Source organism: Aeromicrobium changchenzhani, from assembly GCF_057586615.1.
Window position 1 is genome coordinate 937,792 of record NZ_CM172480.1, and the last position, 22,265, is coordinate 960,056.

The window sequence follows — 22,265 nt, forward strand, 5'->3', positions numbered from 1 at the left end:
TTCGTCTATTTGCTTGGGTACCGGTAGAAACCCTCACCCGTGGCGACGCCGAGTTTGCCCTTGTCGATGTAGTTCTCTTTGAGGAAAGCGGCGATTCGCTGTTCGTCCGGCCCGCCGACACGGGTAATGTTGTATGGCGTCATCAGGCCGATGATGTCGTAGATCTGGAACGGACCTAAGGGCGCCCCGGTCGCGATCTTCCAGGTCTTGTCCACTGCTTCGGGGTCTGCATAACCGTCTGCTACCAGCAATCCGGCAGCGTTCAGGAAGGGTACAAGAAGCGAGTTCAGCAGATATCCTGCCTTCTCTTTCTTCAATTCGATTGGAACCATCCCGATCTCCGACGCGAATTCAGCCACAGTCTGGAAAACCGCTGGGTCGGTGTCGCTCGTCCCCATCACCTCGGCGGTGTTGAACTTCCACACCTCGTTCGCAAAATGGAGCGCAAGGAACCGGTCAGGGCGGCCAGTGGAGTCTTTAATGTCGCTCGGCAGCAGCGTGGAAGAATTTGTCGCGAAGATAGTCTTCTCTGGTGCTGCGGCTGCGAGCTTGGCGTAGAGATCCCGCTTGATCTTGATGTCCTCTGGGACCGCCTCGATCACTAGATCTGCGTCGGCCACGGCATCGGTGAGATCAGCGGTCAGGGCCAGGCGCGACATTGCCGCATCGGCCTTCCCCTCTGCCGCACCGTCAACCTCGGACTTATAGGTCGCGACGAGGCCTTCGAAGCGGGGCTTCGCTTTGTCGAGGACCTCGTTGCTGATGTCGTATGCCGTGACATCGAAACCGCTGTAAGCGGTCTGAAATGCAATCTGAGAGCCCAAGACGCCGGTGCCCAGGACCGTCACTTTTCTTATGTTCGTCATTTCTTGACTTTCCTCTTTCGTAACCAGACGCGTTACTGCGCAGGGTGCGTCTTTTAGCGGCTCTTCAGACTTAGGCGGGCAACGTGCTTCCCCCGGCTAAGGCCCGCCGGTGCTGGCGGGTACAGGATCAACGTATCCGGCTCTTCGGAGTCGAGCGTGGTTGAGGTCTCTGCCCGATGCGTTGTGGCGTAGCCCGGGAATGGCCCGAGGCCGCCAAGGATCGGTGGTGACCAAGCAACCTGTCCTGAGGGCCTCGAATGACTCACTTTGCGTGTAGGTCCGGTGCGTGGTGGTGCGCCCGAACCGCTGAAATGTTCGGTGTCGAGGACGGGGTCCTCACAGTGGGCCACGGGCGCCGTGTCGTTCGGCTCCACGACACGTCGTGCTTCGGACAACCGGGTGCTGGTGCGCTGGCACAAGCGGATCTGGCGATGTGCCGCGCTGGACCCGTTCCGCGGGTACGCCAACGTGAGCCGTGACGAGCTCCCGGAGGCGACCGCTGTCCTTGACGCCTTCCAAGTGGTGAAGCTCGCCGGCACCGCCTTCGATGAGGTCCGCCGCGGAAGACGTGGAGGGGACAGGCGCGCCTGAAAGCACGTGCAGCCACGACTGGCTATGCAGTGCAGTTCTGGGCGAGGTCCCCCGTCGATGTTATCGGGCACCCAGCGTCGCGGGTGTGAGGCTTTCGAGGCCGACACTGCGGTATTTGGTGATGAGTCGTTCGTACTTCCAATGGTTGCGCGTTGCCAGCGATTATTTGACCTTCTTGGGCCGGGTTCGGTAGGCGATTTGAAGCGGCTTGCACAGGACTGTGAACTCGGCACGGTGTGAGTTACTCCAACGGGCGCTGGTTAGTTCGCGGATCGCTGGCTGCATGATGCCGAAAGGATAGGTTGTCACAATACGGTCAGCGATCAGCGAAACCGGCATCCAGATCGGCGCAGCGATCGCAGGGACAAAGGACGGCTCAGTTGTCGACGCTGGTCTCGACCTCAAACCGCGGGATCCCGTTGAGGCAGGTCGCCTGAACTTTCACCTTGGTCTGCTCCTTCTCGAACTTTACTTTGGTCTTATCGTCGGAGTCGTCGCCGTGCTCAATATGCCAGCCGTCGTTCGGCGACGCGCTCTGGAAGCGGATGATCTGGCCGGTACATGACACTGTCGCCGAGCCTGCCGCTCCTGACCAGGTGTGAATCTCGCTCTGTGTCGGCATATTCGGGGTGCTCGGCGTGGATTCGGTCGCGTCGTTTGTCGGGGGTTGCATCGGCTCCGACGGGGCCGAGGTACTGGTCACTTGTTGGCCCGCGCGGTCGATCACGAGCCAAGTGAGTGTGGATCCCACGATCACGACGCCGACCCATGCGGCGGCCGCGAGTACCCACATCCGCTTAGTCATGGGGCCATCTTCTCAAGTGGTCTGTGCGCGCGGTCCGGAGGCAGTAACATCGGGCCGTGGCCAGTGTGGTGATCGTGGAGGACGATGTGGCTATCCGTACCTCGCTGCAACATGCGCTCGTCGAGCAGGGACACGCGGTAGCCACCGCACCGGACGGCTTCAGTGCTCTGGACCTTGTTGTCCGTACCGAGCCAGATGTCGTGTTGCTCGACTTGGGTCTCCCCGATATCGACGGCCTCAAGGTGCTCGCCATGCTGCGTAGTGTCACCAGTGTTCCGGTGATCGTGATCACCGCTCGTGACGACGAGCCGACGATCGTATCCGCGCTCGACGCTGGCGCCGACGACTATGTGGTTAAGCCGTTCGGACTCGATCACGTCGCTGCGCGCATCCGCGCGGTATTGCGCCGCGGTATCGGACCTGACGAGGACCCGATCATCAAGGTCGGCCAGCTTGCGGTCGACCCGCGCACTCGTCGCGTCACCCTGGCTGGCGCGGATGTTGACCTTACCCGCAAGGAGTTCGACCTGCTTTATGCATTGGTCAGCCGCCAGGGCGAGGTGGTCTCGAAGCGCACGCTGCTCGCCGAGGTTTGGCAACAGGCCTATGGCGGAGGCGACAGCACTATTGACGTCCACCTCTCGTGGCTGCGTCGAAAGTTGGGCGAGACCGCAGCGGAACCCCGCTACCTGCACACTGTGCGGGGTGTCGGCATCCGGTGCGCAGAATCGCAATCGGGCCGATGAGCAGGCGTATCGGGCTACTGGTCGCGGCGACCACCTCAGCGGTCGTGTTTGCCTTCGTGATCCCGCTATGCCTACTGGTGCAAAGCATGGCTGAGGACCGGGCGATGGCCAACGCGGACCAAGAAGCACGTAGCATCGCCATTCTTGTTTCCAGCCTGCACGACGATGCGACGCTCTCCAACGTCGTCGGTTCGGTCGACCGGCGTTCATCGGCCACCACTACCGTCGTCCTCGCCAACGGCACAACACTTGGCAGTGGGTCGGTCCGCGCTGATGACGCGGACGTAATGAAAGCCAAGACTGGCGCTGCATTCACGCGAAAGACCGAGGGCGGGGCCCGAACCGTGGTACCGGTGGTCACCATAGACGGCACCGACGTGGTGGTGACCGAGATGAGCGATGCTGAGTTGCGTCGCGGCGTCGCCAGCGCTTGGGCAGCGATCATAGGGCTTGGGATACTGCTGCTCGGCCTTGCTTCGCTGGCCGCAGTCCAGCTCGGCCGCCGGATTGGCACGCCGGTCACCCGCGTCGCTGAGGTCGCAGACCGCCTGCGTGAGGGTGATCTCGGCGCCCGCGCCTTGCTTGAGGGGCCAGCCGAAACCAAGGCGCTTGCTGAGGCGCTTAACCGTCTCGCCGAGCGCATCACCGAACTGCTGGTCGCGGAACGTGCTGCGGTGGGCGATCTGTCCCACCGGCTGCGTACGCCGGTCACTGCACTGCGGATCGACGTCGAGGGGGTCGACGACGACGCCCTCGCGGAACGGTTGCGTCAACACGTCGGCACTCTCCAGCGCAGCATCGACGCGATCGTCAACGAGGCTCGGCGGCCGGTGCGGCATGACATGGCTTCAAACTGCGACCCGGTCGCGGTCGTGCGAGAGCGGGTCGCGTACTGGGCTCCGTTGGCCGAGGACCAGGGACGTGAACTGGTGGTTGACCTGACTGATGAGTCGACTACCGTTCCTCTTGATGTCGTCGACATGCGCGCCGTGGTCGATGTGTTCATCGACAATGTTTTCGCCCACACCCTCGAAGGCGTCGGTTTTCGCGTGTCCCTGCATCGGGAGGGTTCTGGCACTGTCCGGCTGGTGGTGTCCGACGACGGCCAGGGCTCGGTCGAGGTGGCTGCTGGCGCAGTCCGTCCGGGACACACCGGGCTGGGGCTTGAGAGCATCCGGCGTATTGTCGAGCAGGTCGGCGGCGTGCTCGAACTCGGTGCCACCCCACAGGGCGGCACCGTCGCGAGCGTCCGACTGCCGCTGCGTCCGGGGGGCTGAGGCCAGCTCCCGTGGTGTTGTGAGAAGGGGAAGTTTCCCGGTAATGTCGCCGAATCCCAGGGTTCTAGCCGCAGTACGGTGTCAGTCATCATCGTGCGCATCCTCGTGCTCGGACTCGTCATGGTCGGACTTGCCGTGATGTTGCCCGTCGTGGTCGTCGAAGTCTTCATCCTCGTTGTCGTCGTTGTCATCGCCGTGGTCACGATCAGATGAGTGGCTTTTATCCGTCCGGGCGCCGGTGGTCCGTGTCTGTGGGGCCTCCTGCGCCGGAAGGTCGTGCACGACCACGACGTTTTCCTTGACCTGGACACAGTCCGCTCCCTCGACTTTCCAGCCTTGCTTGCACGGCAACCAATTTGTGGTGGCAGCCGGTGTTGTGCCGGCGATCGTGGTTGCGTATGCCGGCGTGCTCACCGCTGCGCCAGCGGTGCTTTGATACAAGACGACGGCGGCCGCGATGCCAGCCATAGTGCCCGCGAGGGTCAAGGGCAGTGCTGTGATTCGCACGAGAGGTCTCCTTATGCCTAAACGGTCAGTGGGTCTGCCCGGTGCCACCAAGCATCGGGCGGCGAATGCTAGATCCGCCTTGTCGGAGCATTAAGTTCACCTCAAATCGTCAGGCCTAAGGCCCGTCGGGAAGCCCGAATGCGCTGCGGCGGCTTAAGGATGACTTAACACTCCGATGAGGACACCTTGTTCACAATTCCGGCAGGCTAGGCGCATTGCATTCCCGAGACATCTGGAGGTACGACGTGAGGCTCTGGCCCCGCAAGCGGAAAACTCAGCAGACCGTCCTGACTATTCGCCCCGGCAGCACAGTCAAGCGCGACGTCTACAAGGCGGCGACCGCCGGTGTCACCGGCATCGCGGCCTTTGGCGCGCTCGCGGTCACCGGTGCGGTTGCAGGAACCGCCGCCCACGACCAAGCGACGAAAGATCAGCACGTGGCCACCCAAACGGTGGCCAAGCACCGCACGTACCGCACCATTGTGCGCACACGAGTGGTGCACGCCGTCAGCACCAGCGGGGTGACCAGCACCGGTTCTGGTGGCGCCGTCCGTTCCAGTTCCGGCGGTTCCGGTGGCAGCTCGAGCGGAGCTACCCGGACACACACAACGCCTAGGCCGGCCGCACCTGCTCCCGCACCGTCCTCCGGCTCGTGACCATGACCGCTGTCCCGCAACGGGTCGGGCACCATAAATTCCGTGCCTTGGGGACCTACGTACATATCAGCACCACTGGCCATCTCGAGCGTGCCATCGAACTCTCCCAGACCGTGCTCGCCGAGGTCGACCGCACGTGCAGCCGGTTTCGCGCCGACTCCGACCTGAGCCGCGCCAACGCGCGCGCTGGCCGGTGGACCGAGGCCGGTCCGCTGCTCACTGCCGCAATGAGTGTCGCCGTCGACGCCGCTCGTGACACTGACGGTCTAGTCGATCCCTGCTTGGGCCACCAACTAGTCAATATCGGTTATGACACAGACCTGTCCGTCGTACTCGCGCGCGCAGATGCCCGCCAGTTGCCGTCTGTCTCGCCGCGGCCAGACGCGTGGCGTGAGGTCCAAGTCGACCCGGATGGCGCCGTCTTCGTACCGACGGGCGTACAGCTCGACCTCGGCGCGACCGCTAAGGCTTGGGCCGCCGATCTACTCGCGATGACGCTAGTCGATGCCATCGGCGGCGACGCGTTGGTGAGCCTGGGTGGCGATATCCGTATCGCCGGCCCCGGGCGCCAAGATTGGCCGGTGGTCCTCACCGAGCACCCAGACGGCGTCGGCGACGAGCTCGCGCCCGAGGAAATCTTGCTCGATACGGGTGGGTTGGCTACCTCCTCCACGCTCGTGCGTCGTTGGGTCGCAGGTGGCGTCGCCCAACACCATCTCCTCGACCCACGGACTGGACGACCGGTGCAGCCGTATTGGCGCACAGTCACAGCAACCGGTCCAACCTGTGTCGCGGCCAACGTCGCGAGCACGGCTGCCATCGTCCTCGGACCCGACGCGGAGTACTGGTTCTCCCAACACAGCGTGGATGCGCGGCTCGTTCATGTCGACGGCACAGTCCACCGGTCCGGACACTGGCCCGCCGCGACTCCGAAGGAGGCCTGAATGCTCGACTCATTTACCCAGGGCCCGATGCTCTGGTATCTCAACCGAGGTAGCGGTGTGGCCCTGCTCCTGATACTGACCTCGACGCTATGCCTAGGCATCCTGAGCGCGCGGCCCGGAACGTCCCGGCTGGTACCGAGGTTCATGAGCCAGCAACTGCACCGCAACCTGGGCATACTCGCTTTCGTGCTCGTGGTCGGCCACGCGGTGACAGCGGTTGTCGACAGCTACGTCGACATCCGCTGGTGGCAGGTATTGTCCCCCGTCGGAGCGACCTACAAACCACTGTGGTTAGGCCTAGGCAGCCTCGCCTTCGACGTGATGCTGCTGGTCGTCTTCTCTAGCATTCTTCGACAACGGCTCGACCACCGAACCTGGCACGTCTTACACCTGTTCGGTTACCTGACATGGCCCGTCGCGATGGCACACTCGATCGGAATCGGCACCGACGCAACAACGTCCTGGGGCCAACAGATCGGGCTGGGCTGTGTCGTGGCGGTCGCGGCCGCGGTCTTCGTCCGGGTAGCCGCCGATGCACTTGCTGCCCGGCGACGTCCACTCGGCCTGCCGGGAGCCCCACGATGACAGGTGACATGCGCGTCATACCGGGCCCGTGGCTGCTGCGCGCGCCCTCGCCCGACCTCGACACCCATCGTGCATGGCGCGGACAGGTACCAGCGCTCGACCTCAGCGAACTACTCGATCTGGCCGACAGATCTGGACTGCGGGGCCGAGGCGGCGCAGCCTTTCCATTCGCCACGAAGCTTCGCGCAACCGCAACCGCAGCAGCACGGTCGCGGCGGCGCCACGTTGTGGTTAACCTCAGCGAGGGCGAACCGGCCAGCCGCAAGGACCTAGCACTTGCGCTACACCAGCCGCACCTAATACTCGACGGCGCGACCTTAGCCGCCAACGCGCTCGGGACCCGCGAGGTTCACTTGGTGATGCCAGCCGAGCATCCCGAGGCAGCCCACTCTTTCGGCCGCGCCCTCGAGGAGAGGCGGTCCGAGGACCACACTGCCAGACGTCGGTGGCGCTTGCACACTGCGACGCCGCGGTTCGTAGCTGGCGAGGCCAGTGCAGTGACCGAACTGATCGAAGGCCGAGTGAATCTGCCCGTGACCTCCTGGCAGCCGGCAGCCGTTTCGGGGCTGCGCGGTCAGCCGACGCTACTCTCCAACGGCGAGACCTACGCCCAACTCGCGGCGCTTGCCCTCGGTGAGTCGGACGTCCCAGGTCCCATCGCCGAGCCTGGCACCCGGCTACTCAGCATCCGCGAACCGTCCGGAGCAACCAGAGTGGTGGAAACTCCGCATGGAACCCCGTGGCGTGCCGTCCTAACCCCAGAGGAACTGTCCGGCCCAGTGCTACTCGGCGGCTACCATGGCCTCTGGGCGCCCGCCGGGCTTCTTGACCGGCTCACGGTGTCACACACCGACCTCGCCGACGTAGGCCTCGCACTGGGTGCGGGAGTCGTGTTGCCTCTACCTCCCAGAACGTGCGCCCTCAACTTCACCGCTACGATTACGCGCTACCTGGCAAGCCAATCCGCGAAGCGTTGCGGGCCCTGCTTCCGCGGGCTGCCGGCGCTCGCCACGGCGTTCGAGTCGCTCGTTGCTGGCGGCCCAGCGGAGCCGGTCGAACAGCTCGTCGGGCTGGTAACCGGGCGTGGTGCGTGCGCGCACCCTACCGGGACCGCACGCCTAGTTCGCTCGACACTCACGTCCTTCCCTGACGAGGTCGCGGCCCACACCCACGGCTGCTGCGCAATGCGGCAGTGGTCAGATCCCGAGCTCGTCGAGGCGGTGCCTCGATGAACCACCCCGAGTCCGGCCTCCGCGTGGACTGGCAGCGTTGCGAAGGCCGGGGCCTCTGCCACGAACTACTGCCCGAAGTGGTCGATCTCGACCCCTGGGGCTACCCAATCGTGACCAGGCCGGTTACGCCAGGGCTCCGGGCAGCCGCCAAGGAAGCAGTCCGAGACTGCCCAAAGATGGCGTTGCGTCTGATCGACTGAAAGACCTGAACCGACGTGACCTACAGTCAATTTTCCAGACTAGGTGGTTAAGCCGAGGGCCTTACTGAAAACCTGCGTCATTTCGGCGCGTTTGACGCACAACCTATCGCGGCTGGTCATGGACGCGGCAGGTCCGATGATAGTTGTCGCAGTAACGGGCAAACCGATTGGCCGCCGACGGCACCGGGACCCTTATGCTGCGCCCCTGGGGATCGCGTTCAGCCTGACCTCGCTGAGGATTTCGACAATCACATCGACGTCGTTGTCGGGGAAAAAGAAGTCAGGACCGGTTGGGGCATGGTCGGTGTACGGCGACTCGAAGAGTCGTTTGGGCTCCATGATCCCGTTGGCGGTGAGCTCGTCAACGATGAGGTTCACAAAGCGCACCTGATCCACGGAGAACGACGATCCGTCCAAATAGTGCTCGAATGCCTCCGATGCGGCCGAGCGGTCAAGACCGACGAGTGAGCGGATGAAGAGTCCGAGCCCGCCGGTCTGTTCGTCCGCCCAGTCGATCTCAATCTTCTGACCACCAGAAGCCACCAGCATCTCTTCCAATGACGTGAGGTCGTCGGCTGTGAGTTGCCGGTTGCGACGGAGGCGTTGCAGCGCGACATGGTCCTGATGTTCCTTGAGATAGGCCGCCGCTTTGGCGCGGAAGCGTTCAAAGTTCGTGCCGGGGGTGATGCCGGGGAGATGGACTTCTGTCGGATCGCTGAGGGTGTCTTCGAAGTCGGTGTAGACGGGGTTGCGGACGGTCTTCTCGATGAATCGGACGAGCGACCGCAGCCTTAGTCGGGCGAGTTCCAACATCGGCAGCGTGACGTCAATCCACCACTCGTCATTGGCGACCGACTCCAGCAGCACGGCCTGTTCGGCGACGGAAGGAATCCTGGTCTTGCCGAGCAGCGCTGCCGCGATGTTCTGCACCGTTTCGCGAATGCGCTCGGCAAGGACCGCATCGCCGTCGAGTTGAGCGAGTTGACGTCGCAGGATCAGCAGATCGAAACGCTTGGCGTCCTCATCGTCGTCTCGAACAGTCGACGGAAGCCCAGCAAGCGCCAGAATGGACTCGGCATCCTCCGGCGTTAGGGCCGACCACGCATCAGCGGCGGCGAACCGCTCGACGGCTTTGCGGTGCGGGCGGACGACGAAGTTGTCGAGGTTCATCCCGGCGACGAACGCGTGCAGCGCCTTGGTCGTCGACGCACGCAGGCTTGGCTCATGTGAGCCGAGGGCCGTGACGAGCCCGAGGCGGGTCTCGAACAGCCGCTGGGTCAGCGATTTCTGTGTCGAGCCCTCAGATCCGGGTAGGTCTTGGCTGAAGTATTCGAGATTGCCGCAGAAGTCGAAGACAAAGAAATCTGACTTGTCCTCGCCAGGCCCGAACAAGTCAGGGCATAGCCGGGTGCCGCGCCCAATCATCTGCCAGAATTTCGACTTCGACCGCACCATCCTGAAAAAGACCAGGTTGACGATTTCGGGGATGTCGATGCCAGTGTCGAGCATGTCCACGCTGATCGCGATGTGCGGCGCCTTCTCCTTTTGCGAGAAGTCGTCGATCAACGATTGCGCGTACGGCGTGACGTGTGTGATCACCCGTGCGAAATGACCTGCCAACTCTGGGTAGGCAATGTCGAACCGTCTAGCAATGAACTCCGCGTGCTTCTGGCTTTTCGCAAAGACGATCGTCTTGCCCAGCCGGTCACCGCCGGCAACTTTGTGCCCGTCAAGCATGAGGGTGGCGAGCACCTTGTCCACGGTGTCCTCATTGAAGAGGAATCGGTTGAGCTCCTCGGCACCGACTTCATCTGGCGCGCCATCCTCACCCCATTCGAGGCTGTCCCACTGATCCTTTTCTTCCTCGGTGAGGCCGTCATACTTGATGCCCTGGCGAAGGAACTCGGTCCCGACCGAGACGCCTTTGGGCGGCACCAAATAGCCAGCGTCGACCGCCTCATCGAGACTGTAGGCGTCGGTTGGCACACCGTCTTCGAGATGGAACAGCCGGTACGTGTTGTGGTCGACCTCGTCTTTTGGCGTCGCGGTCAAGCCGACCAGCATCGCATCGAAATAGTCGAAGATCGCGCCGTACTTCGAATAGATCGATCGGTGTGCTTCGTCGATCACGATCAAATCGAAATAACCCGGACCAAACCGACGACCAGCTGCGTCCACTTCGTCGATGAGGTTCATCATCGACTGGTAGGTCGATACGTAGACCCGTCCGTTCGTCGATTTTTCCGTCCTCAGGTTCACCGTCGTCGATCCTGGGAGGTGCGTCTTGAACGCGTTCGTCGCTTGCCGCACCAGCGCGGTCCGGTCGGCAAGAAACAGTACCCGTTTCGTCCAGTTAGCCTTCTGCAACTGGTCCACCAAAGCGATGACGGTGCGGGTTTTGCCCGATCCGGTTGCCATCACCAACAAAGCCTCACGCTGCTTGCGATCAAACACGTCATCGACTGCTTTGACTGCTCTCACCTGGTACGGCCGTCCGGCAATGTCGGCGCTGACCTGCGCACCCGACAGCGGGAGTCGTGTCTGACGGCGTTGGATCATCAAATCCAGCTCATCCCGGGTATAGAACCCCTGCACCTCACGCGGCGGATAACCAGCACCGTCGTCCCACAACCAATGCTCGTAGCCATTGGTATAAAAGATCACCGGGCGGCGACCGAACTGTGTCTCCAAACAATCGGCATACAGCTTGGCTTGCTGCTGCCCGACCTGCGCGCTGTTGGTGGTGCGTTTGGCCTCGACCACCGCGAGCGGAAGTCCGTCGGCGCCCCACAACACGTAGTCGACAAATCCCTTGCCCGTGCCGGTGGTTGAGCCTGTCGAAATCGGCATGCCGCTGACTTCATATTCGCGATCGCGCGCTTCCGCGAGCGGCCAACCTGCCTCAGCTAGCAGGACGTCAATGAATAGATCGCGGGTCTGCGCTTCGGAGTAGTCGTGGTCGTCGACCGCAGTATTAGCGGCTTGGGCAGCCGCAATCTGAGCCCTGAGGTTGGCGATCTCGGCATCCTTGTTGGCGGCGAGTTCGTCCTTGTCGGTGAGCGCTTTCGCATACTTCTCGTCCTGGGCCTTGAACTTGGCCGCGAGCTTGACGAGGTCTTCGCGCGAGAGCGGTGCGGCCTTGGCAGCAATGCTCGGATCGAACTGGGTCGACGTCGGCACTATTTGAGGGTTGGGGGAGTGCCGGAACGCCGTCCACACCACGACGTGGTGTAACTCCCGAAGCACCTGCAGGGCAGCCGTAGGCGGGATCGGTGTTAGCTCATGAACGGCACGATTGCCGACTTTGCGAATCAGGGTCAGTTTGTTCGCGATGCCGATGCCAACCTTGGCCTTGAATGCCGCATCGCCGATCCGGGCCGCCAGATCATTCTGGTACGGCGTCGTCAGGCCGAGTACGTCGTAGAGGTGCCAGACGATCTCCTCCGCGGCACGGCGGCTGTAAAACACCGCCGACCGCGGATCCGAGGACAGATACGACTCTGCCCTCGTGCAATCGGCATAGACGGAAGGAAGCGTCGTCTTCGCGAAGTCGAAGTTGCTCACACGGACCCCTTCGGCGTACGTCGACCCTTGTTCTGGGCGTACTCATCGACTGCCTTGCGGCTGCTTCGCCAAATCCCATCGGGGCCCTGGAATGCCTCGAGCCGACCGCGTTGGGCTGCCTGGCGCAAGGCGGCGATGGAGAAACGTTCGTCGACGAGAGCGGCCAGTGGAACCAACCTGGCTGGGCCGGCGACGCTGGGCAAAATGAATCGATTGACGTTGTCGAGCATCGCTCGGGCGAGGATTTCACCCAGCAGCCCGGGGTCGCCGGCGTCCGCACGTTGCATTGCGGAAAGGTAGGCCTGACGCTGTCGCTTCATCACCACGATTGGCGGGTAGCCCAAGCGCACGAGGAATAAGTTGAGTAGGAGCCTGCCGGTTCGACCATTTCCGTCGATAAAGGGATGGATCTGCTCGAATTCGCTATGCAGCACAGCCAGGACTTCGGGCAACGGTCGCTTATTCGAGTCATCCCGCATGCGAGCGCCTTCGGCATTGGCACGCTCCAGCCAGCCACGAATCCTGGCAGGGACGAGTGGCCACGTCGGCGGGGTCATGCCGCCCTCGAACGGGCGGATGTCATGCTCTCGAAAGCTGCCGGGACCCTCCCTGCCCGTCGCCTCGTCGTGCGGGGCGATCTGCCACACCGGTCCGATCAGGGTGGCGTGGATCTGGCGAAGTTCGGTGAGATTCACTAATTCGCCGTCTTGCTGGCTTTCGCCATAGTGCGCCTGGCTGTAGACCCAACTCGCGGCATCGCCGTACCCTTTGACCTCCATGTATTCCTTGAGCGGCTTGGCGCCGACAGCCCGCCCATGCTCAAGCAAAGCTTCGACCTCACGGATCACCAACGTGTTGCCCTCGAGGGCAGTGGAGTGATGCGCCTCTAGGTGCCAGATGTCCCGCCACACAAAGTCGGCTTGCTCGGGCGAAGGGAGCCCGCCGAGACGGTTGTGCAACTCATCGATGACCGCGTCGAGGCGTGCATAAACACTCGCTCTAGACGGCCGTCCACGGGGCACCGGCTGCTCCTCTTGATATAGGGAATGAAAAGTCAATCAATCGTATCAACATTGACTGTTGATACACCGCGGAATAACTCAAATGATCAAATCAACGGTGCGCCATCAATTGGCCTCAACATCAGTTCCGTCCCGTGCAGTCGGCGAACATGCTCTCGAAGGTTGGCTCGTCAATCACTGGGATTCGGGATGGGAGGGGTATGGTCGACGCGAGCTTCGCGCTGACGAAGTCAAAGTTGCCCAATTGATGTCAGAGTCCCAAGAGATTGCCGCCGTAGACACCCAGTACTTGGCCGAGAGCACCGGCCGAAGCCGCAGCGACAAACTGAACTAAGACGTTTGTGGCGCGGCGAGCGGCTGTAGCGTTCTCGGTCGTCTCAATTTCTGCCAAGGCCGCTCGGGCTTCGTCATTCAGTACGAGATCCTCTTCTACCGCTCGAACGGCCTGAGCAAAGAGACGGGCGCCGTCCATGTTGAAGGTATTGGCGACGTGGGCCGACGCGTTAGCGCCATCGGCGGTGGCTGTGGCGAAGGTATTCCCGGTGCCGGATATGTTGAACGTGGGTCCTGCTGAAGTCTGTGATTGGTTCCGGCTTTCGAGGTATGCGTGGATCTCCCGATTGCTATCGACACAGTCGGATCCCTGTCGCGTAATCGCCACAATCGGCCAGCGCCCATTGACGAGTCGCGGGCCACGGGCTGCAGTAAGCCCCACTTCGATCAGGTAACTGATCGATTCTGCTACCTCGCCCTCGTCAAAGGGCCGGCCATCCAACGTGCTCGTGAATGCTTGGGGATCCACAGGAGTCTCGACCGGTCCCTGATTGTCGAGCCATGTCAACATTTGCTTCCGACACATGGTCCGTCGCCACTGGCGACTGTTCTGCCGTTCGCGGGCTGAATCGGTTTGTGTCTTGCCTTCCAGCGTCAGGTAATAGTCGGCGACGAGACTATTGCCGCGCCGAAGTTTACTGCTTCCCACTAATCGTTGCGCGAGCTCAGCGGCATCGTCGTCGTTGCCCACGAACCGTCGGAGGTCACCGATGGTGGCGGTGCCACCATCGGCTTCCAACTTCTCGATTGCTAATAGAATAGAGAGCTCCAACTCGTGAGGGGTCATAGAATTCATAGGTGTCCTCGGAATGCGCGGGATTGAAGGGACGCGAAAAGTTCGTCGTCGGCGCGCTGGGTGGCTGTTGTGGTTGTTCGTTGGGTAGCAATCTTCTCAGCCCTACCTACGTACTCTCGTTGAAGGCTGGCTGGCGGGAGTGGAACTTCCGTTGCAGCCAACTGCGTCACGTTCAACGTCGGCTGAGCGACGGTTCGCACCTCACGATTGAAATATTGCTGTGGAGCCGCGGTCCTTAAGTATGACGCGACGTAGTTCCGAAGTACGGGGTCGGTGATCGGAACGCGAGTAATTGCTCGGGCGAGATTGCTCCCGACGTCCGCGCCTTCAACGAGGCTGACACGGCCGATGCTCCCAACACTGCTCACGAGGATCTCGGTACCTCTTATCCGAGACCGCTTATAAGGGCCTTCGATCTCAGGTGAGATGTGCTTCAGGCCCTGCCGTTCAACCCTTCCATCCGCAAGATCGGATACTCGGATCAGCGGTATGCCGTCTTGTACGTCGTCGCCGGGCTGCACAACCCCATAGTTCATCCGGTCGTCAATGTCGATGAGCGAATCCAGCCTCACGCGAGTGTCGTCGCGAACACCGAACATGTCGTTGAAGATCGATTGGGTGAGGGCGTCGAGGTGAGCGAGTACCTGTCGCCGCTTGGTGCGAAGTGAGACGGCATGGTCAAGGATCGCAGCAATACGGCGCTGCTCGGCGATGGATGGCAGAGCAATTTCGAGTGACTTCAGAAAGTCGACAGAGACTCGTCGCTGTCCGCCGCTGCCGGTCATACGGAGCTCGCCAGCAGCACGGATGGACGGCTGGCGGAGGAAGTGAAGAACGTACCTTCGGTCGAGACTAGGTCCGGGACGCACAACGTGAAACTCGGTCGAGCCCACGCCGATCGGATGGTCAAGGAACGCCTGGCCAACCTTTCCATTCTCCCAGCATGGAGTGATCTTCGCCGCGAGAATGTCTTGATCGTGAAAGACTGTGTATCCTTTTGCGACGTCGGAGTAGGGCCGCGTTGCGAGCGGGGTTGCTGTCGCAGTTTGTGCGTCGAGTTCAGCCATTCCGACGAATGAGATCTCTTCGTCAGGCCCGATTGAATCGCCACGGGGGTTAATGGCTGCAACCTCGCAGAGTGTTGCTGTTTTCACGCGAGCATCGCCTTCAACCCAGCGAGCCCCTTGGCGATCTCTTCTTCCAAGCCTTCGATGTCACCGATGATCTCCAGCGGAGCGCGGTGATCGATCTCGTCGTAGACGATCTCTTTGTAGCGGTTGAGTGAGAGGTCGTAGCCTTGGGCGACGATGTCGGCCTTCGGCACACAGAATGATTGTTCGGTGCGGGCGCGGTCACGTTCGGTGGTCGTATGCGACCCCCACCGCTGCAACGCGTCGGGGAGATCATTTGCATCGATTGGGTTGCGTTTGTCGTCGAGGGAGAAGCCGTCTGCCTTAACGTCGTAGAACCAGACGTCATCGGTGCCGCCGGAGTCTGTTTTGGTGAACAGCAGGATCGCGGTGGACACTCCTGCATACGGTCTGAAGACACCCGACGGAAGTTTGACGACCGCATCGAGCTTCTGATCCTCAACCAAGATCCGCCGCAGCTCCTTATGCGCCTTCGATGAACCGAACAGCACGCCGTCGGGGACGATGACCGCGGCACGACCGCCGGGTTTGAGTAGTTTGAGGAACAGCGCCAAAAAGAGCAGTTCAGTCTTCTTGGTCTTCACGACCCGCTGCAGATCCTTAGACGTCGACTCGTAATCGAGCGATCCCGCGAACGGCGGGTTGGCGAGTACCAGCGAATACCTTTCGGTGTTCTCGCTGGCACCTTCAGACAGCGAGTCGCGATATCGGATGTCAGGAGCCTCGATGCCATGCAGCAACATGTTCATGGAGCCGATACGCAGCATCGTGGAGTCGAAGTCATAGCCGTGGAACATCGAGTTGTGAAAGTGTGCCCGTTGCGTCGCGTTGGTCAGCGCGCTCGGGTGCTGAGCGCGTACATACTCTGACGCGGCGACCAGGAAGCCTGCCGTGCCACAGGCGGGGTCGCAGATCTCGTCGCCCGGTTTGGGTGCGGTCATCGCGACCATGAGATCGATGATGTGCCGTGGGGTGCGGAACTGCCCGTTTGTGCCAGCGCTGGCGATCTTGGAGAGCATGTACTCATACAAATCGCCGTTGGTGTCGCGGTCCGTCATCGGGATGTCGTCGAGCATGTCGACGACCTTGGACAGCAGCGCCGGAGTCGGGATTGTGAAGCGGGCGTCCTTCATATGCTCGCTGTACGTGGAACCGTCACCGCCAAGTGAGCGTAGGAACGGGAACACGTCGTCGGCGATGGTCTTGTGCATGACCTCGGGCGCCTCGTTCTTGAACTGGCTCCAACGCAGGCGTGCTTGACCGGGAAGGAACACGGGGTCTTCGATCGTGCCGGCGATGCGGGCCTTCTTCTCGGCCAGGGTTTGCAAGTCATCGAGACGGCGGATAAAGAGGAGATAGGTGATCTGCTCAATGACTTCGAGCGGGTTGCTGATGCCTCCAGACCAGAACGAATCCCAGACGCGGTCGATTTTGCTCTTCAGTTCACCGGTAATCACAGTACGGACTCTACTGACCGGCGAGTGTCCGAGTGCAGACATGCCTGACCTCCTGCTGCGCGGCGTCTCCGGTGCAACGGAACAGGCTCGCAGAGGTGACTGACAATATGTCGACGCTCGTTCAAATTCTCGTTGTTGCCCGCATCGGATCATCAGCAAAGTTGCGTTGCGTATTGCAACACCGATCTAATATGTTCACTTTCGTGTGATGTTCAGTTATCCTGAACAAGCACATATTGTGAACGGAGATAGAGGTGGATGAACTACTCGAGCACTTCGAGGCGTCGCTGAACAGTCTTGGCGTCGCTCCAAAGGTGGGATCTGCCCTTCCCTCTTCGTCGACAGCCCAAGTGTCGGAGGTTCGCCTCATCCGAGGCGCAGCAGGTCAAGACTATGCCCTGATCTATGGGCCAGCGGTGCAGTTCGGCGATACAATAGGCGCCGGCGATGATGATCTGCCGATCATGGTTTTCACGACGTTCGTGACCACCCGGTCGGCAACCGCTTATCGGCAGGCCGGGGTCCAGTATGTCGATTCTGCGGGAAATGCTTGGATCGCTTTCGGCGATGTCTTGATCGATGTCCGCGGTCGATCGCGCCCGAAGGGCGTCAATGTGCCGAGGCGAGCGGTGGAAGGGAACTTGTTCAGTACAGGTCGCGCCCAGGTCGTGTTCGCGTTGCTCGCGTGGCCACAACTGTGGGACGTTCCGCAACGCGAGCTCGCGCACGCCGCCGGAGTCTCGCTTGGGCAGGCCCACAACACGCTTGAACTGCTCCGAGAGTCTGGATACGGACACGAACGCTCCCACGCGCATCAAACTGAGTTGCTTGATTTGTGGGCGGCTGCGTTCCCGACCGGGCTCGCCAAGAAGCTCACACTAGCGACGTTCCGAGGAGAGATCGACGGCGTCCGGACGCCGGATGCGGATGACCAGGTTTTCATCTCGGGCGAGAGCGCGGCAGACGGCCTGATCCGGCCCGTGACGTTGACGCTCTACGTCGAAAGACTCGACCCTCATCTGCCGATCACTAACAAGTGGCGGTCGGACGGGCGTGCCAACGTCGCGGTCCGACGCAAATTCTGGCGAGCACCAGATGACAACGGCGCTCATATTCCCGGCGTGCGGCAGGCACCCTGGCCACTGGTGTATGCCGACCTCCTGTCGAGCGAGGATCCACGCGTACGCAGCGCCGCGAAGGAGTGGAGGAGCCGCTTTGCTGGATCTGACGGACACGCCTGACGACTTCATTGGCCCGGTTACTCGCGTGGTTGAGGCCGCGCTAGTCGCTGCCGATGACGTGGCGCCGGGCGAACTGATGCTTGTTGGCGCATGGTGTCGCGACATCCTGCACCACGCACTGGGGCACGCCTTCCCGACAACCGCCACCCGTGACATTGACGTCGCGCTTGCGCTGACCTCCTGGGATTCTTATCGGGCGCTGGCCACAGCGTTCCCGAGAGTTGGCAATACCGGCATCCGCTTCCGAATCGCCGACGTTGACGTCGACCTGTTGCCGTTCGGCGACATCGAAGACCCATTGGGCATCGTCTCGCCTCCTTCGCGCGGCGAGACGATGAGCGTCTGGGCATTCGATGAGGTCTTCAGTACGTCGCTCCCACTTGTCCTACCGCCAACGATCCGTATCCCTACCGTTGCTGGCTTCGCAGCAGCGAAGTTTGGTGCTTGGCTGGACCGTTCGGCTTGGCTCGAGGCGAAGGACGCTTCGGACATCGCGCTGATCCTGTATTGGTATGCCGAGTCGTCTGACGTTCAGGAACGCCTGTACGAGTCGGCCGCAGGCAACGAGATCCTGATCGCCGAGGGAGTCGACGTGCCACTTGCGGCCGCCCATCTGCTCGGCATCGATTTCGTCGCAACGCTTGGCCCGGCCCGGCAGGCCGATCTTCTGGGACGCTGGCCCGGCAACGTTGGCCTCCTGATCAACCAACTCGAACTTCGTGGCGGACCTGCCTGGCCGCGCGAAGAGGAGCGCCGTCGCCAACTCATCGACGCGATTACCCGCGGCCTTCAGGATTGATCGGATAGCCTCCGGCCATGAGTTCTCCGCTGGGCCTCATCAGAGTTGGCCATGTTGAGATGCCACTGGCAACTGCGATGGAATGGGTGCGCGACTACGCCGACGCCGACGCCGACAGCAATCGGGTATCGGGCAATCCATACGCGTTTCCGGCTTACGATCGATTCTGCGGCGGTTCTTCGCAACCAGACGAGTTGTCCGACGCTGATCTGCTGGCGCCCACTTTGCTCAACGTACCGGTGAAAATCCGCTCCTACAACGCACTCCAGGTTGCCCGGCCCAGATTGGAGCTCGCGCTGGCGAACAGCCTCTTGGCGACGGACTTGGTCGCGCTGACCGACTCTGATGTCCGCGAGGGCATCGCTCCGTTATACGCGATCCTCGATGACGCTGGCATCTGGAACGTACAAGGAACAACACTGTCGAAGGTGCTCCACCGCAAGCGACCTTCGTCGGTTGTACTACACGACCGGTGGGTACGAAAATGCTATTTGGGGACAGATGCAGTGCGCCACGAAGGCAAGCGCTCGTGCGCCGACTACGTCGTCCTCGGGAGTCTTGCCATACGCAATGATCTGCATGCCCATGGCGAACAATTCGACATTTTGGCGTGGCGCTCGAAGGGTGAAGCGACCCGCGAGAAGCCCGTGGCGGATGCGATCGGCTGAAGCGCGCATGCCAGTGATTAGGTGCTCCAGCGGTCCGTAAATAGTCCGCAAGAGGTTCCAAAACAGTCCAAAACTGTCAATGATGTCCAACATTCGAATTTCAACGTTTGAGTCGATCGCGGGCTCGTGTCAGGTCAGACGTGCGCCGACGTTGACCACGCGACCGGACGAATCGCGGTAGAAGAAGCGCAGCACGCCCCAGTCCTCCGTCGTGAGCGGATAGAGGATCTTGATACCGGCAGCGACGGCCGTCTTGTATGCGGCCCGGACATCGTCGACGAATACGGAGACGTCGGGATTCACCGGTCCCGTGGCGTCCATGGTCATCAGGCTCAGTTGATGCCCGGCATCGTCGGCAAGGGTTACGATCCAGCCGTGGTTCATGACTACCTTGAGCCCCAAGATGTCGGTGTGCTCGCGGACCGCCGCGTCAAGATCGGTCACTGTCAGGTTGGGAACGATTCGTTGGATCTGCACGCACGAAGGAGATCACGCTCGTCGCACTGTCTGATGGTGGAGTATCTCAACCCGCAGCGCTAGAGTCACGGCATACAACAGACTGAGCGTTGCGGTATGCGCGGTAAGCCCAATCGGATGAAGGGCTGCGCCAAGATCGACGAAATTGTCGACAAGGTCAGCAACACTCTAAACAGGAAGTAGGCCGGCAATGATCATCATTCTTGGGTTGACCCTGATGGCGGTTGCGACGATCGTTGGTCTCGCGGGGGTGCTCGGCAACGCTGGCGGCGGACAGCCGCCGACCGACGAATTCTCGGTGTTCGGCTTCAGCGTGACCGGCTCTACCGGAACTCTTTTTCTCTATGGCATTGTCGTCGGGGTCATTGCCATGCTCGGGCTGAGCCTGCTGCTGACCGGTGTGCTGAGCACCGTGCGCCGAGACCGCGCGGCGCGTGCCCAACTCAAACAATCTCGTCATGAGACCGAAGTAGTCAGTCAAGACCGCGACGACCTCCTCCGCCAGCGCGAAACCGACCGCGACAACTAGTCGACGGACGCTCGCACCGCGATGCAAAACGGCGACGATGAACTCGGTGCCGACACATATGTTCGAGCCCAGGGCAGGAACGTTCTGTCAGCCATGATGTGCGCTCCTTGGCGTCACAGTGTCACAGCGTCGGCGAGTTAACCGGCGTGGGCTATCGTCGATTACATGCCACAAGCAGTGCGTTTTGATCATTACGGCCCGACCGATGTGCTCAAGGTAGTTGAGGTTGCCAAACCCACGCTTTTGCCTGATCAGGTCGTCGTAGAAGTGGTCGCAGCGTCGATCAATCCGGGCGAGATTGCGATCCGTGAGGGTGGGATGGCCAAGAACGCACCGTCGACTTTTCCGTCGGGTCAGGGCAGCGATCTTGCCGGGCGGATTGTCGAGGTTGGCGCGCAGGTCAGCGGCTGGAATGTCGGCGACGAGGTCATTGGCTGGACCGACGAGCGAGCCGCGCAGTCGGAGTTCGTTCCTGTGCCCGCCGACCAACTCATCGCGCGACCACCTCGTGTCTCGTGGGAACAGGCGGGTTCGCTGTACGTCGCCGGAGGCACCGCTCGTGGCCTGGTAGATGCCGTGCCCGTCGAGGCGGGCGAAACTGTGGTCGTATTCGCAGCGACCGGCGGTGTCGGCTCGATCCTGACTCAATTGCTGGTGGCTGAAGGTGCACGGGTGCTAGCCGTCGCCGGACCGGCGAACGACGAATGGCTACGGTCGGTTGGTGCAGAGCCCGTGAACCACGGTGACGGCCTCGGCCAGCGGCTTCGCGAAGCCGCGCCCGACGGTATTGATGCCGCCTACGATGCATTCGGCGGCGGGTATGTCGAGCTGTCCATCGAACTCGGCGTCGCTGTCGATCGAGTGATCACGATCATCGACTTCGATGAGGCCAAGCGGCTCGGCGCCAAGATTGTGTTTGGCTACCAGGTGACGACTGTTGACATGCTTGCCGAACTCGCCAACCTGATCGTGGCCGGAAAGCTGACGATCCCGATCGCAGCCACGTTCCCGCTGGCACAGGTGCGCGAGGCGTACACGCTGCTGGCCGAGCGGCATACGCGGGGCAAAATCGTTCTGCTGGCTTCGGCAGATTAAACGGCGACACCGGCTACGCGGAAAGACTCCCGACCAGTCGCGGGGGCCGATTAACTCAAATGGGGGTTGGTCGACAGCGTCGGGTCGGCCGAGAGCGACAACACCATGGCGACCTCGTCCGCATCCTTCTCGCTTGCACCGTCCGCAACCCGCACCGGCCGTCGCTCCGAGGTCGGACGAAACCCGAAACTGCTCGCGAAGCCAACTGCGGAGGCATTGTCCGAGCCTGCCCAGAAGTAGAGCAGCCGGCAGCCGTCCTTTGCTGCCTTCCGGCTTGCGACTGACACGAGGCTTTGCGCAGTGTGTTCGCCACGCGCCGTCGGCGCGGTCCACAGCCCAAATACCTCGCCGGTCTCGGGATCGTCATTGTGTAATCCCAAACAGACCAAACCAACAAGCACATCGTCGCGCTGGGCGACTATGCGGTCTGCGCTGACCATCCGTTCGCGCCAAAAGTCGTCGCCGTAGGACGCCTCGTCCTTGTACCGGGCGACGAATGCCTCCGGCGCATTCTGCAGCGCCGCCAACCGGACGTCGCGATAGAGCTGCCACTCGTTTTCACTGAGGATGCGAATTTCGGTGTTGGTCATATTCAAGGATCCCACATCCGATTCTGGACAACGGCCGGGCCGCCAACGGCTTACGCGGGGCGGGCTGAACGCTTGTCCGACATAGAACATGACTGTGTTGAAACCGAGAAGTGGTCGAGACAACGATGTGGGTG

At 61.7% G+C, this 22,265-nt stretch carries 23 protein-coding genes; 13 read left to right on the forward strand and 10 right to left on the reverse strand.

Annotated features, from left to right (window positions below):
• Nucleotides 1-5: 5 nt before the first annotated feature.
• Nucleotides 6-866: a 3-hydroxyacyl-CoA dehydrogenase gene (locus AC2YB9_RS04775; RefSeq protein ID WP_487267614.1), complete on the reverse strand. Its 861-nt coding sequence runs from the start codon at nt 864-866 to the stop codon at nt 6-8.
• Between the two features lie 405 nt (nt 867-1,271).
• On the opposite strand from AC2YB9_RS04775, the gene AC2YB9_RS04780 reads away from it, so the two are divergent.
• A complete protein-coding gene (locus AC2YB9_RS04780) occupies nt 1,272-1,457 on the forward strand; it encodes a transposase (protein WP_487268564.1) in 186 nt (61 codons plus the stop codon).
• Between the two features lie 376 nt (nt 1,458-1,833).
• On the opposite strand, the gene AC2YB9_RS04785 is transcribed toward AC2YB9_RS04780, so the two are convergent.
• Nucleotides 1,834-2,262 (reverse strand): hypothetical protein, encoded by a 429-nt coding sequence (locus tag AC2YB9_RS04785; RefSeq protein ID WP_487267615.1) that lies wholly within the window; start codon nt 2,260-2,262, stop codon nt 1,834-1,836.
• A 56-nt stretch (nt 2,263-2,318) separates the two neighbouring features.
• Between AC2YB9_RS04785 and AC2YB9_RS04790 the strand changes: the two genes are divergently transcribed.
• On the forward strand, nt 2,319-3,008 hold the full coding sequence (locus AC2YB9_RS04790; RefSeq protein WP_487267616.1) for a response regulator transcription factor: 690 nt from the start codon (nt 2,319-2,321) through the stop codon (nt 3,006-3,008).
• Complete coding sequence (locus tag AC2YB9_RS04795) at nt 3,005-4,285, forward strand: sensor histidine kinase (protein WP_487267617.1); 1,281 nt, start codon at nt 3,005-3,007, stop codon at nt 4,283-4,285. The genes AC2YB9_RS04790 and AC2YB9_RS04795 overlap by 4 nt, the downstream gene beginning before the upstream one ends.
• 81 nt (nt 4,286-4,366) lie before the next feature.
• Here the strand turns inward: AC2YB9_RS04795 and AC2YB9_RS04800 are convergent, their stop codons facing one another.
• On the reverse strand, nt 4,367-4,792 hold the full coding sequence (locus tag AC2YB9_RS04800; protein WP_487267618.1) for a hypothetical protein: 426 nt from the start codon (nt 4,790-4,792) through the stop codon (nt 4,367-4,369).
• 245 nt (nt 4,793-5,037) lie between these two features.
• Here AC2YB9_RS04800 and AC2YB9_RS04805 point away from each other — a divergent pair, with 245 nt between their 5' ends.
• Genes AC2YB9_RS04805 through AC2YB9_RS04825 form a run of 5 tightly spaced genes read left to right on the forward strand, consistent with a single transcriptional unit; the run spans nt 5,038 to nt 8,409 of the window.
• Nucleotides 5,038-5,448 carry a hypothetical protein gene (locus AC2YB9_RS04805; RefSeq protein ID WP_487267619.1) on the forward strand — a complete coding sequence of 137 codons (411 nt, stop codon included), beginning with the start codon at nt 5,038-5,040 and terminating at the stop codon, nt 5,446-5,448.
• A 2-nt stretch (nt 5,449-5,450) separates the two neighbouring features.
• Nucleotides 5,451-6,392: an FAD:protein FMN transferase gene (locus AC2YB9_RS04810; RefSeq protein WP_487267620.1), complete on the forward strand. Its 942-nt coding sequence runs from the start codon at nt 5,451-5,453 to the stop codon at nt 6,390-6,392.
• Nucleotides 6,393-6,977: a ferric reductase-like transmembrane domain-containing protein gene (locus AC2YB9_RS04815; protein WP_487267621.1), complete on the forward strand. Its 585-nt coding sequence runs from the start codon at nt 6,393-6,395 to the stop codon at nt 6,975-6,977. It abuts the gene before it with no gap.
• A complete protein-coding gene (locus tag AC2YB9_RS04820) occupies nt 6,974-8,209 on the forward strand; it encodes an NADH-ubiquinone oxidoreductase-F iron-sulfur binding region domain-containing protein (protein WP_487267622.1) in 1,236 nt (411 codons plus the stop codon). The genes AC2YB9_RS04815 and AC2YB9_RS04820 overlap by 4 nt, the downstream gene beginning before the upstream one ends.
• Complete coding sequence (locus AC2YB9_RS04825) at nt 8,206-8,409, forward strand: ferredoxin (protein ID WP_487267623.1); 204 nt, start codon at nt 8,206-8,208, stop codon at nt 8,407-8,409. Before AC2YB9_RS04820 ends, AC2YB9_RS04825 begins: the two co-directional genes overlap by 4 nt.
• A gap of 192 nt (nt 8,410-8,601) precedes the next feature.
• Here AC2YB9_RS04825 and AC2YB9_RS04830 read toward each other — a convergent pair whose 3' ends face one another.
• The 5 genes from AC2YB9_RS04830 to AC2YB9_RS04850 all read right to left on the reverse strand — a co-directional run bounded on the left by AC2YB9_RS04830 (nt 8,602) and on the right by AC2YB9_RS04850 (nt 16,774).
• Nucleotides 8,602-11,973: a DEAD/DEAH box helicase family protein gene (locus AC2YB9_RS04830; RefSeq protein ID WP_487267624.1), complete on the reverse strand. Its 3,372-nt coding sequence runs from the start codon at nt 11,971-11,973 to the stop codon at nt 8,602-8,604.
• A complete protein-coding gene (locus AC2YB9_RS04835; RefSeq protein ID WP_487267625.1) occupies nt 11,970-12,995 on the reverse strand; it encodes a Fic family protein in 1,026 nt (341 codons plus the stop codon). The genes AC2YB9_RS04830 and AC2YB9_RS04835 overlap by 4 nt, the downstream gene beginning before the upstream one ends.
• Before the next feature lie 250 nt (nt 12,996-13,245).
• Complete coding sequence (locus tag AC2YB9_RS04840; protein ID WP_487267626.1) at nt 13,246-14,124, reverse strand: hypothetical protein; 879 nt, start codon at nt 14,122-14,124, stop codon at nt 13,246-13,248.
• Nucleotides 14,121-15,278: a restriction endonuclease subunit S gene (locus tag AC2YB9_RS04845; protein ID WP_487267627.1), complete on the reverse strand. Its 1,158-nt coding sequence runs from the start codon at nt 15,276-15,278 to the stop codon at nt 14,121-14,123. Before AC2YB9_RS04845 ends, AC2YB9_RS04840 begins: the two co-directional genes overlap by 4 nt.
• Nucleotides 15,275-16,774 (reverse strand): type I restriction-modification system subunit M, encoded by a 1,500-nt coding sequence (locus tag AC2YB9_RS04850; RefSeq protein WP_487267628.1) that lies wholly within the window; start codon nt 16,772-16,774, stop codon nt 15,275-15,277. Before AC2YB9_RS04850 ends, AC2YB9_RS04845 begins: the two co-directional genes overlap by 4 nt.
• Nucleotides 16,775-16,986: 212 nt before the next feature.
• Here AC2YB9_RS04850 and AC2YB9_RS04855 point away from each other — a divergent pair, with 212 nt between their 5' ends.
• Genes AC2YB9_RS04855 through AC2YB9_RS04865 form a run of 3 tightly spaced genes read left to right on the forward strand, consistent with a single transcriptional unit; the run spans nt 16,987 to nt 19,440 of the window.
• Nucleotides 16,987-17,973: a type IV toxin-antitoxin system AbiEi family antitoxin gene (locus tag AC2YB9_RS04855; protein ID WP_487267629.1), complete on the forward strand. Its 987-nt coding sequence runs from the start codon at nt 16,987-16,989 to the stop codon at nt 17,971-17,973.
• On the forward strand, nt 17,948-18,772 hold the full coding sequence (locus tag AC2YB9_RS04860; protein ID WP_487267630.1) for a hypothetical protein: 825 nt from the start codon (nt 17,948-17,950) through the stop codon (nt 18,770-18,772). Before AC2YB9_RS04855 ends, AC2YB9_RS04860 begins: the two co-directional genes overlap by 26 nt.
• A gap of 17 nt (nt 18,773-18,789) precedes the next feature.
• Nucleotides 18,790-19,440, forward strand: a complete 651-nt coding sequence (locus AC2YB9_RS04865) for a DUF6308 family protein (RefSeq protein ID WP_487267631.1) — start codon at nt 18,790-18,792, stop codon at nt 19,438-19,440.
• 129 nt (nt 19,441-19,569) lie between these two features.
• Here the strand turns inward: AC2YB9_RS04865 and AC2YB9_RS04870 are convergent, their stop codons facing one another.
• A complete protein-coding gene (locus AC2YB9_RS04870) occupies nt 19,570-19,917 on the reverse strand; it encodes a VOC family protein (RefSeq protein ID WP_487267632.1) in 348 nt (115 codons plus the stop codon).
• Between the two features lie 190 nt (nt 19,918-20,107).
• Here AC2YB9_RS04870 and AC2YB9_RS04875 point away from each other — a divergent pair, with 190 nt between their 5' ends.
• A complete protein-coding gene (locus AC2YB9_RS04875; RefSeq protein ID WP_487267633.1) occupies nt 20,108-20,446 on the forward strand; it encodes a hypothetical protein in 339 nt (112 codons plus the stop codon).
• Between the two features lie 165 nt (nt 20,447-20,611).
• Nucleotides 20,612-21,541 carry an NADP-dependent oxidoreductase gene (locus AC2YB9_RS04880; protein ID WP_487267634.1) on the forward strand — a complete coding sequence of 310 codons (930 nt, stop codon included), beginning with the start codon at nt 20,612-20,614 and terminating at the stop codon, nt 21,539-21,541.
• 50 nt (nt 21,542-21,591) lie between these two features.
• Here AC2YB9_RS04880 and AC2YB9_RS04885 read toward each other — a convergent pair whose 3' ends face one another.
• The gene (locus AC2YB9_RS04885; protein WP_487267635.1) at nt 21,592-22,131 is read right to left on the reverse strand and encodes a GNAT family N-acetyltransferase; all 540 of its coding nucleotides are present in this window, start codon (nt 22,129-22,131) and stop codon (nt 21,592-21,594) included.
• Between the last annotated feature and the right edge of the window lie 134 nt (nt 22,132-22,265).

Bases quoted from the DNA above. Each gene is read 5' to 3' on its own strand.
- AC2YB9_RS04775 (WP_487267614.1), bottom strand. From the start codon at position 866: ATGACGAACATAAGAAAAGTGACGGTCCTGGGCACCGGCGTCTTGGGC.
- AC2YB9_RS04785 (WP_487267615.1), bottom strand. From the start codon at position 2,262: ATGACTAAGCGGATGTGGGTACTCGCGGCCGCCGCATGGGTCGGCGTC.
- AC2YB9_RS04795 (WP_487267617.1), top strand. From the start codon at position 3,005: ATGAGCAGGCGTATCGGGCTACTGGTCGCGGCGACCACCTCAGCGGTC.
- AC2YB9_RS04810 (WP_487267620.1), top strand. From the start codon at position 5,451: ATGACCGCTGTCCCGCAACGGGTCGGGCACCATAAATTCCGTGCCTTG.
- AC2YB9_RS04815 (WP_487267621.1), top strand. From the start codon at position 6,393: ATGCTCGACTCATTTACCCAGGGCCCGATGCTCTGGTATCTCAACCGA.
- AC2YB9_RS04820 (WP_487267622.1), top strand. From the start codon at position 6,974: ATGACAGGTGACATGCGCGTCATACCGGGCCCGTGGCTGCTGCGCGCG.
- AC2YB9_RS04825 (WP_487267623.1), top strand. From the start codon at position 8,206: ATGAACCACCCCGAGTCCGGCCTCCGCGTGGACTGGCAGCGTTGCGAA.
- AC2YB9_RS04840 (WP_487267626.1), bottom strand. From the start codon at position 14,124: ATGAATTCTATGACCCCTCACGAGTTGGAGCTCTCTATTCTATTAGCA.
- AC2YB9_RS04850 (WP_487267628.1), bottom strand. From the start codon at position 16,774: ATGTCTGCACTCGGACACTCGCCGGTCAGTAGAGTCCGTACTGTGATT.
- AC2YB9_RS04865 (WP_487267631.1), top strand. From the start codon at position 18,790: ATGAGTTCTCCGCTGGGCCTCATCAGAGTTGGCCATGTTGAGATGCCA.
- AC2YB9_RS04875 (WP_487267633.1), top strand. From the start codon at position 20,108: ATGATCATCATTCTTGGGTTGACCCTGATGGCGGTTGCGACGATCGTT.
- AC2YB9_RS04880 (WP_487267634.1), top strand. From the start codon at position 20,612: ATGCCACAAGCAGTGCGTTTTGATCATTACGGCCCGACCGATGTGCTC.
- AC2YB9_RS04885 (WP_487267635.1), bottom strand. From the start codon at position 22,131: ATGACCAACACCGAAATTCGCATCCTCAGTGAAAACGAGTGGCAGCTC.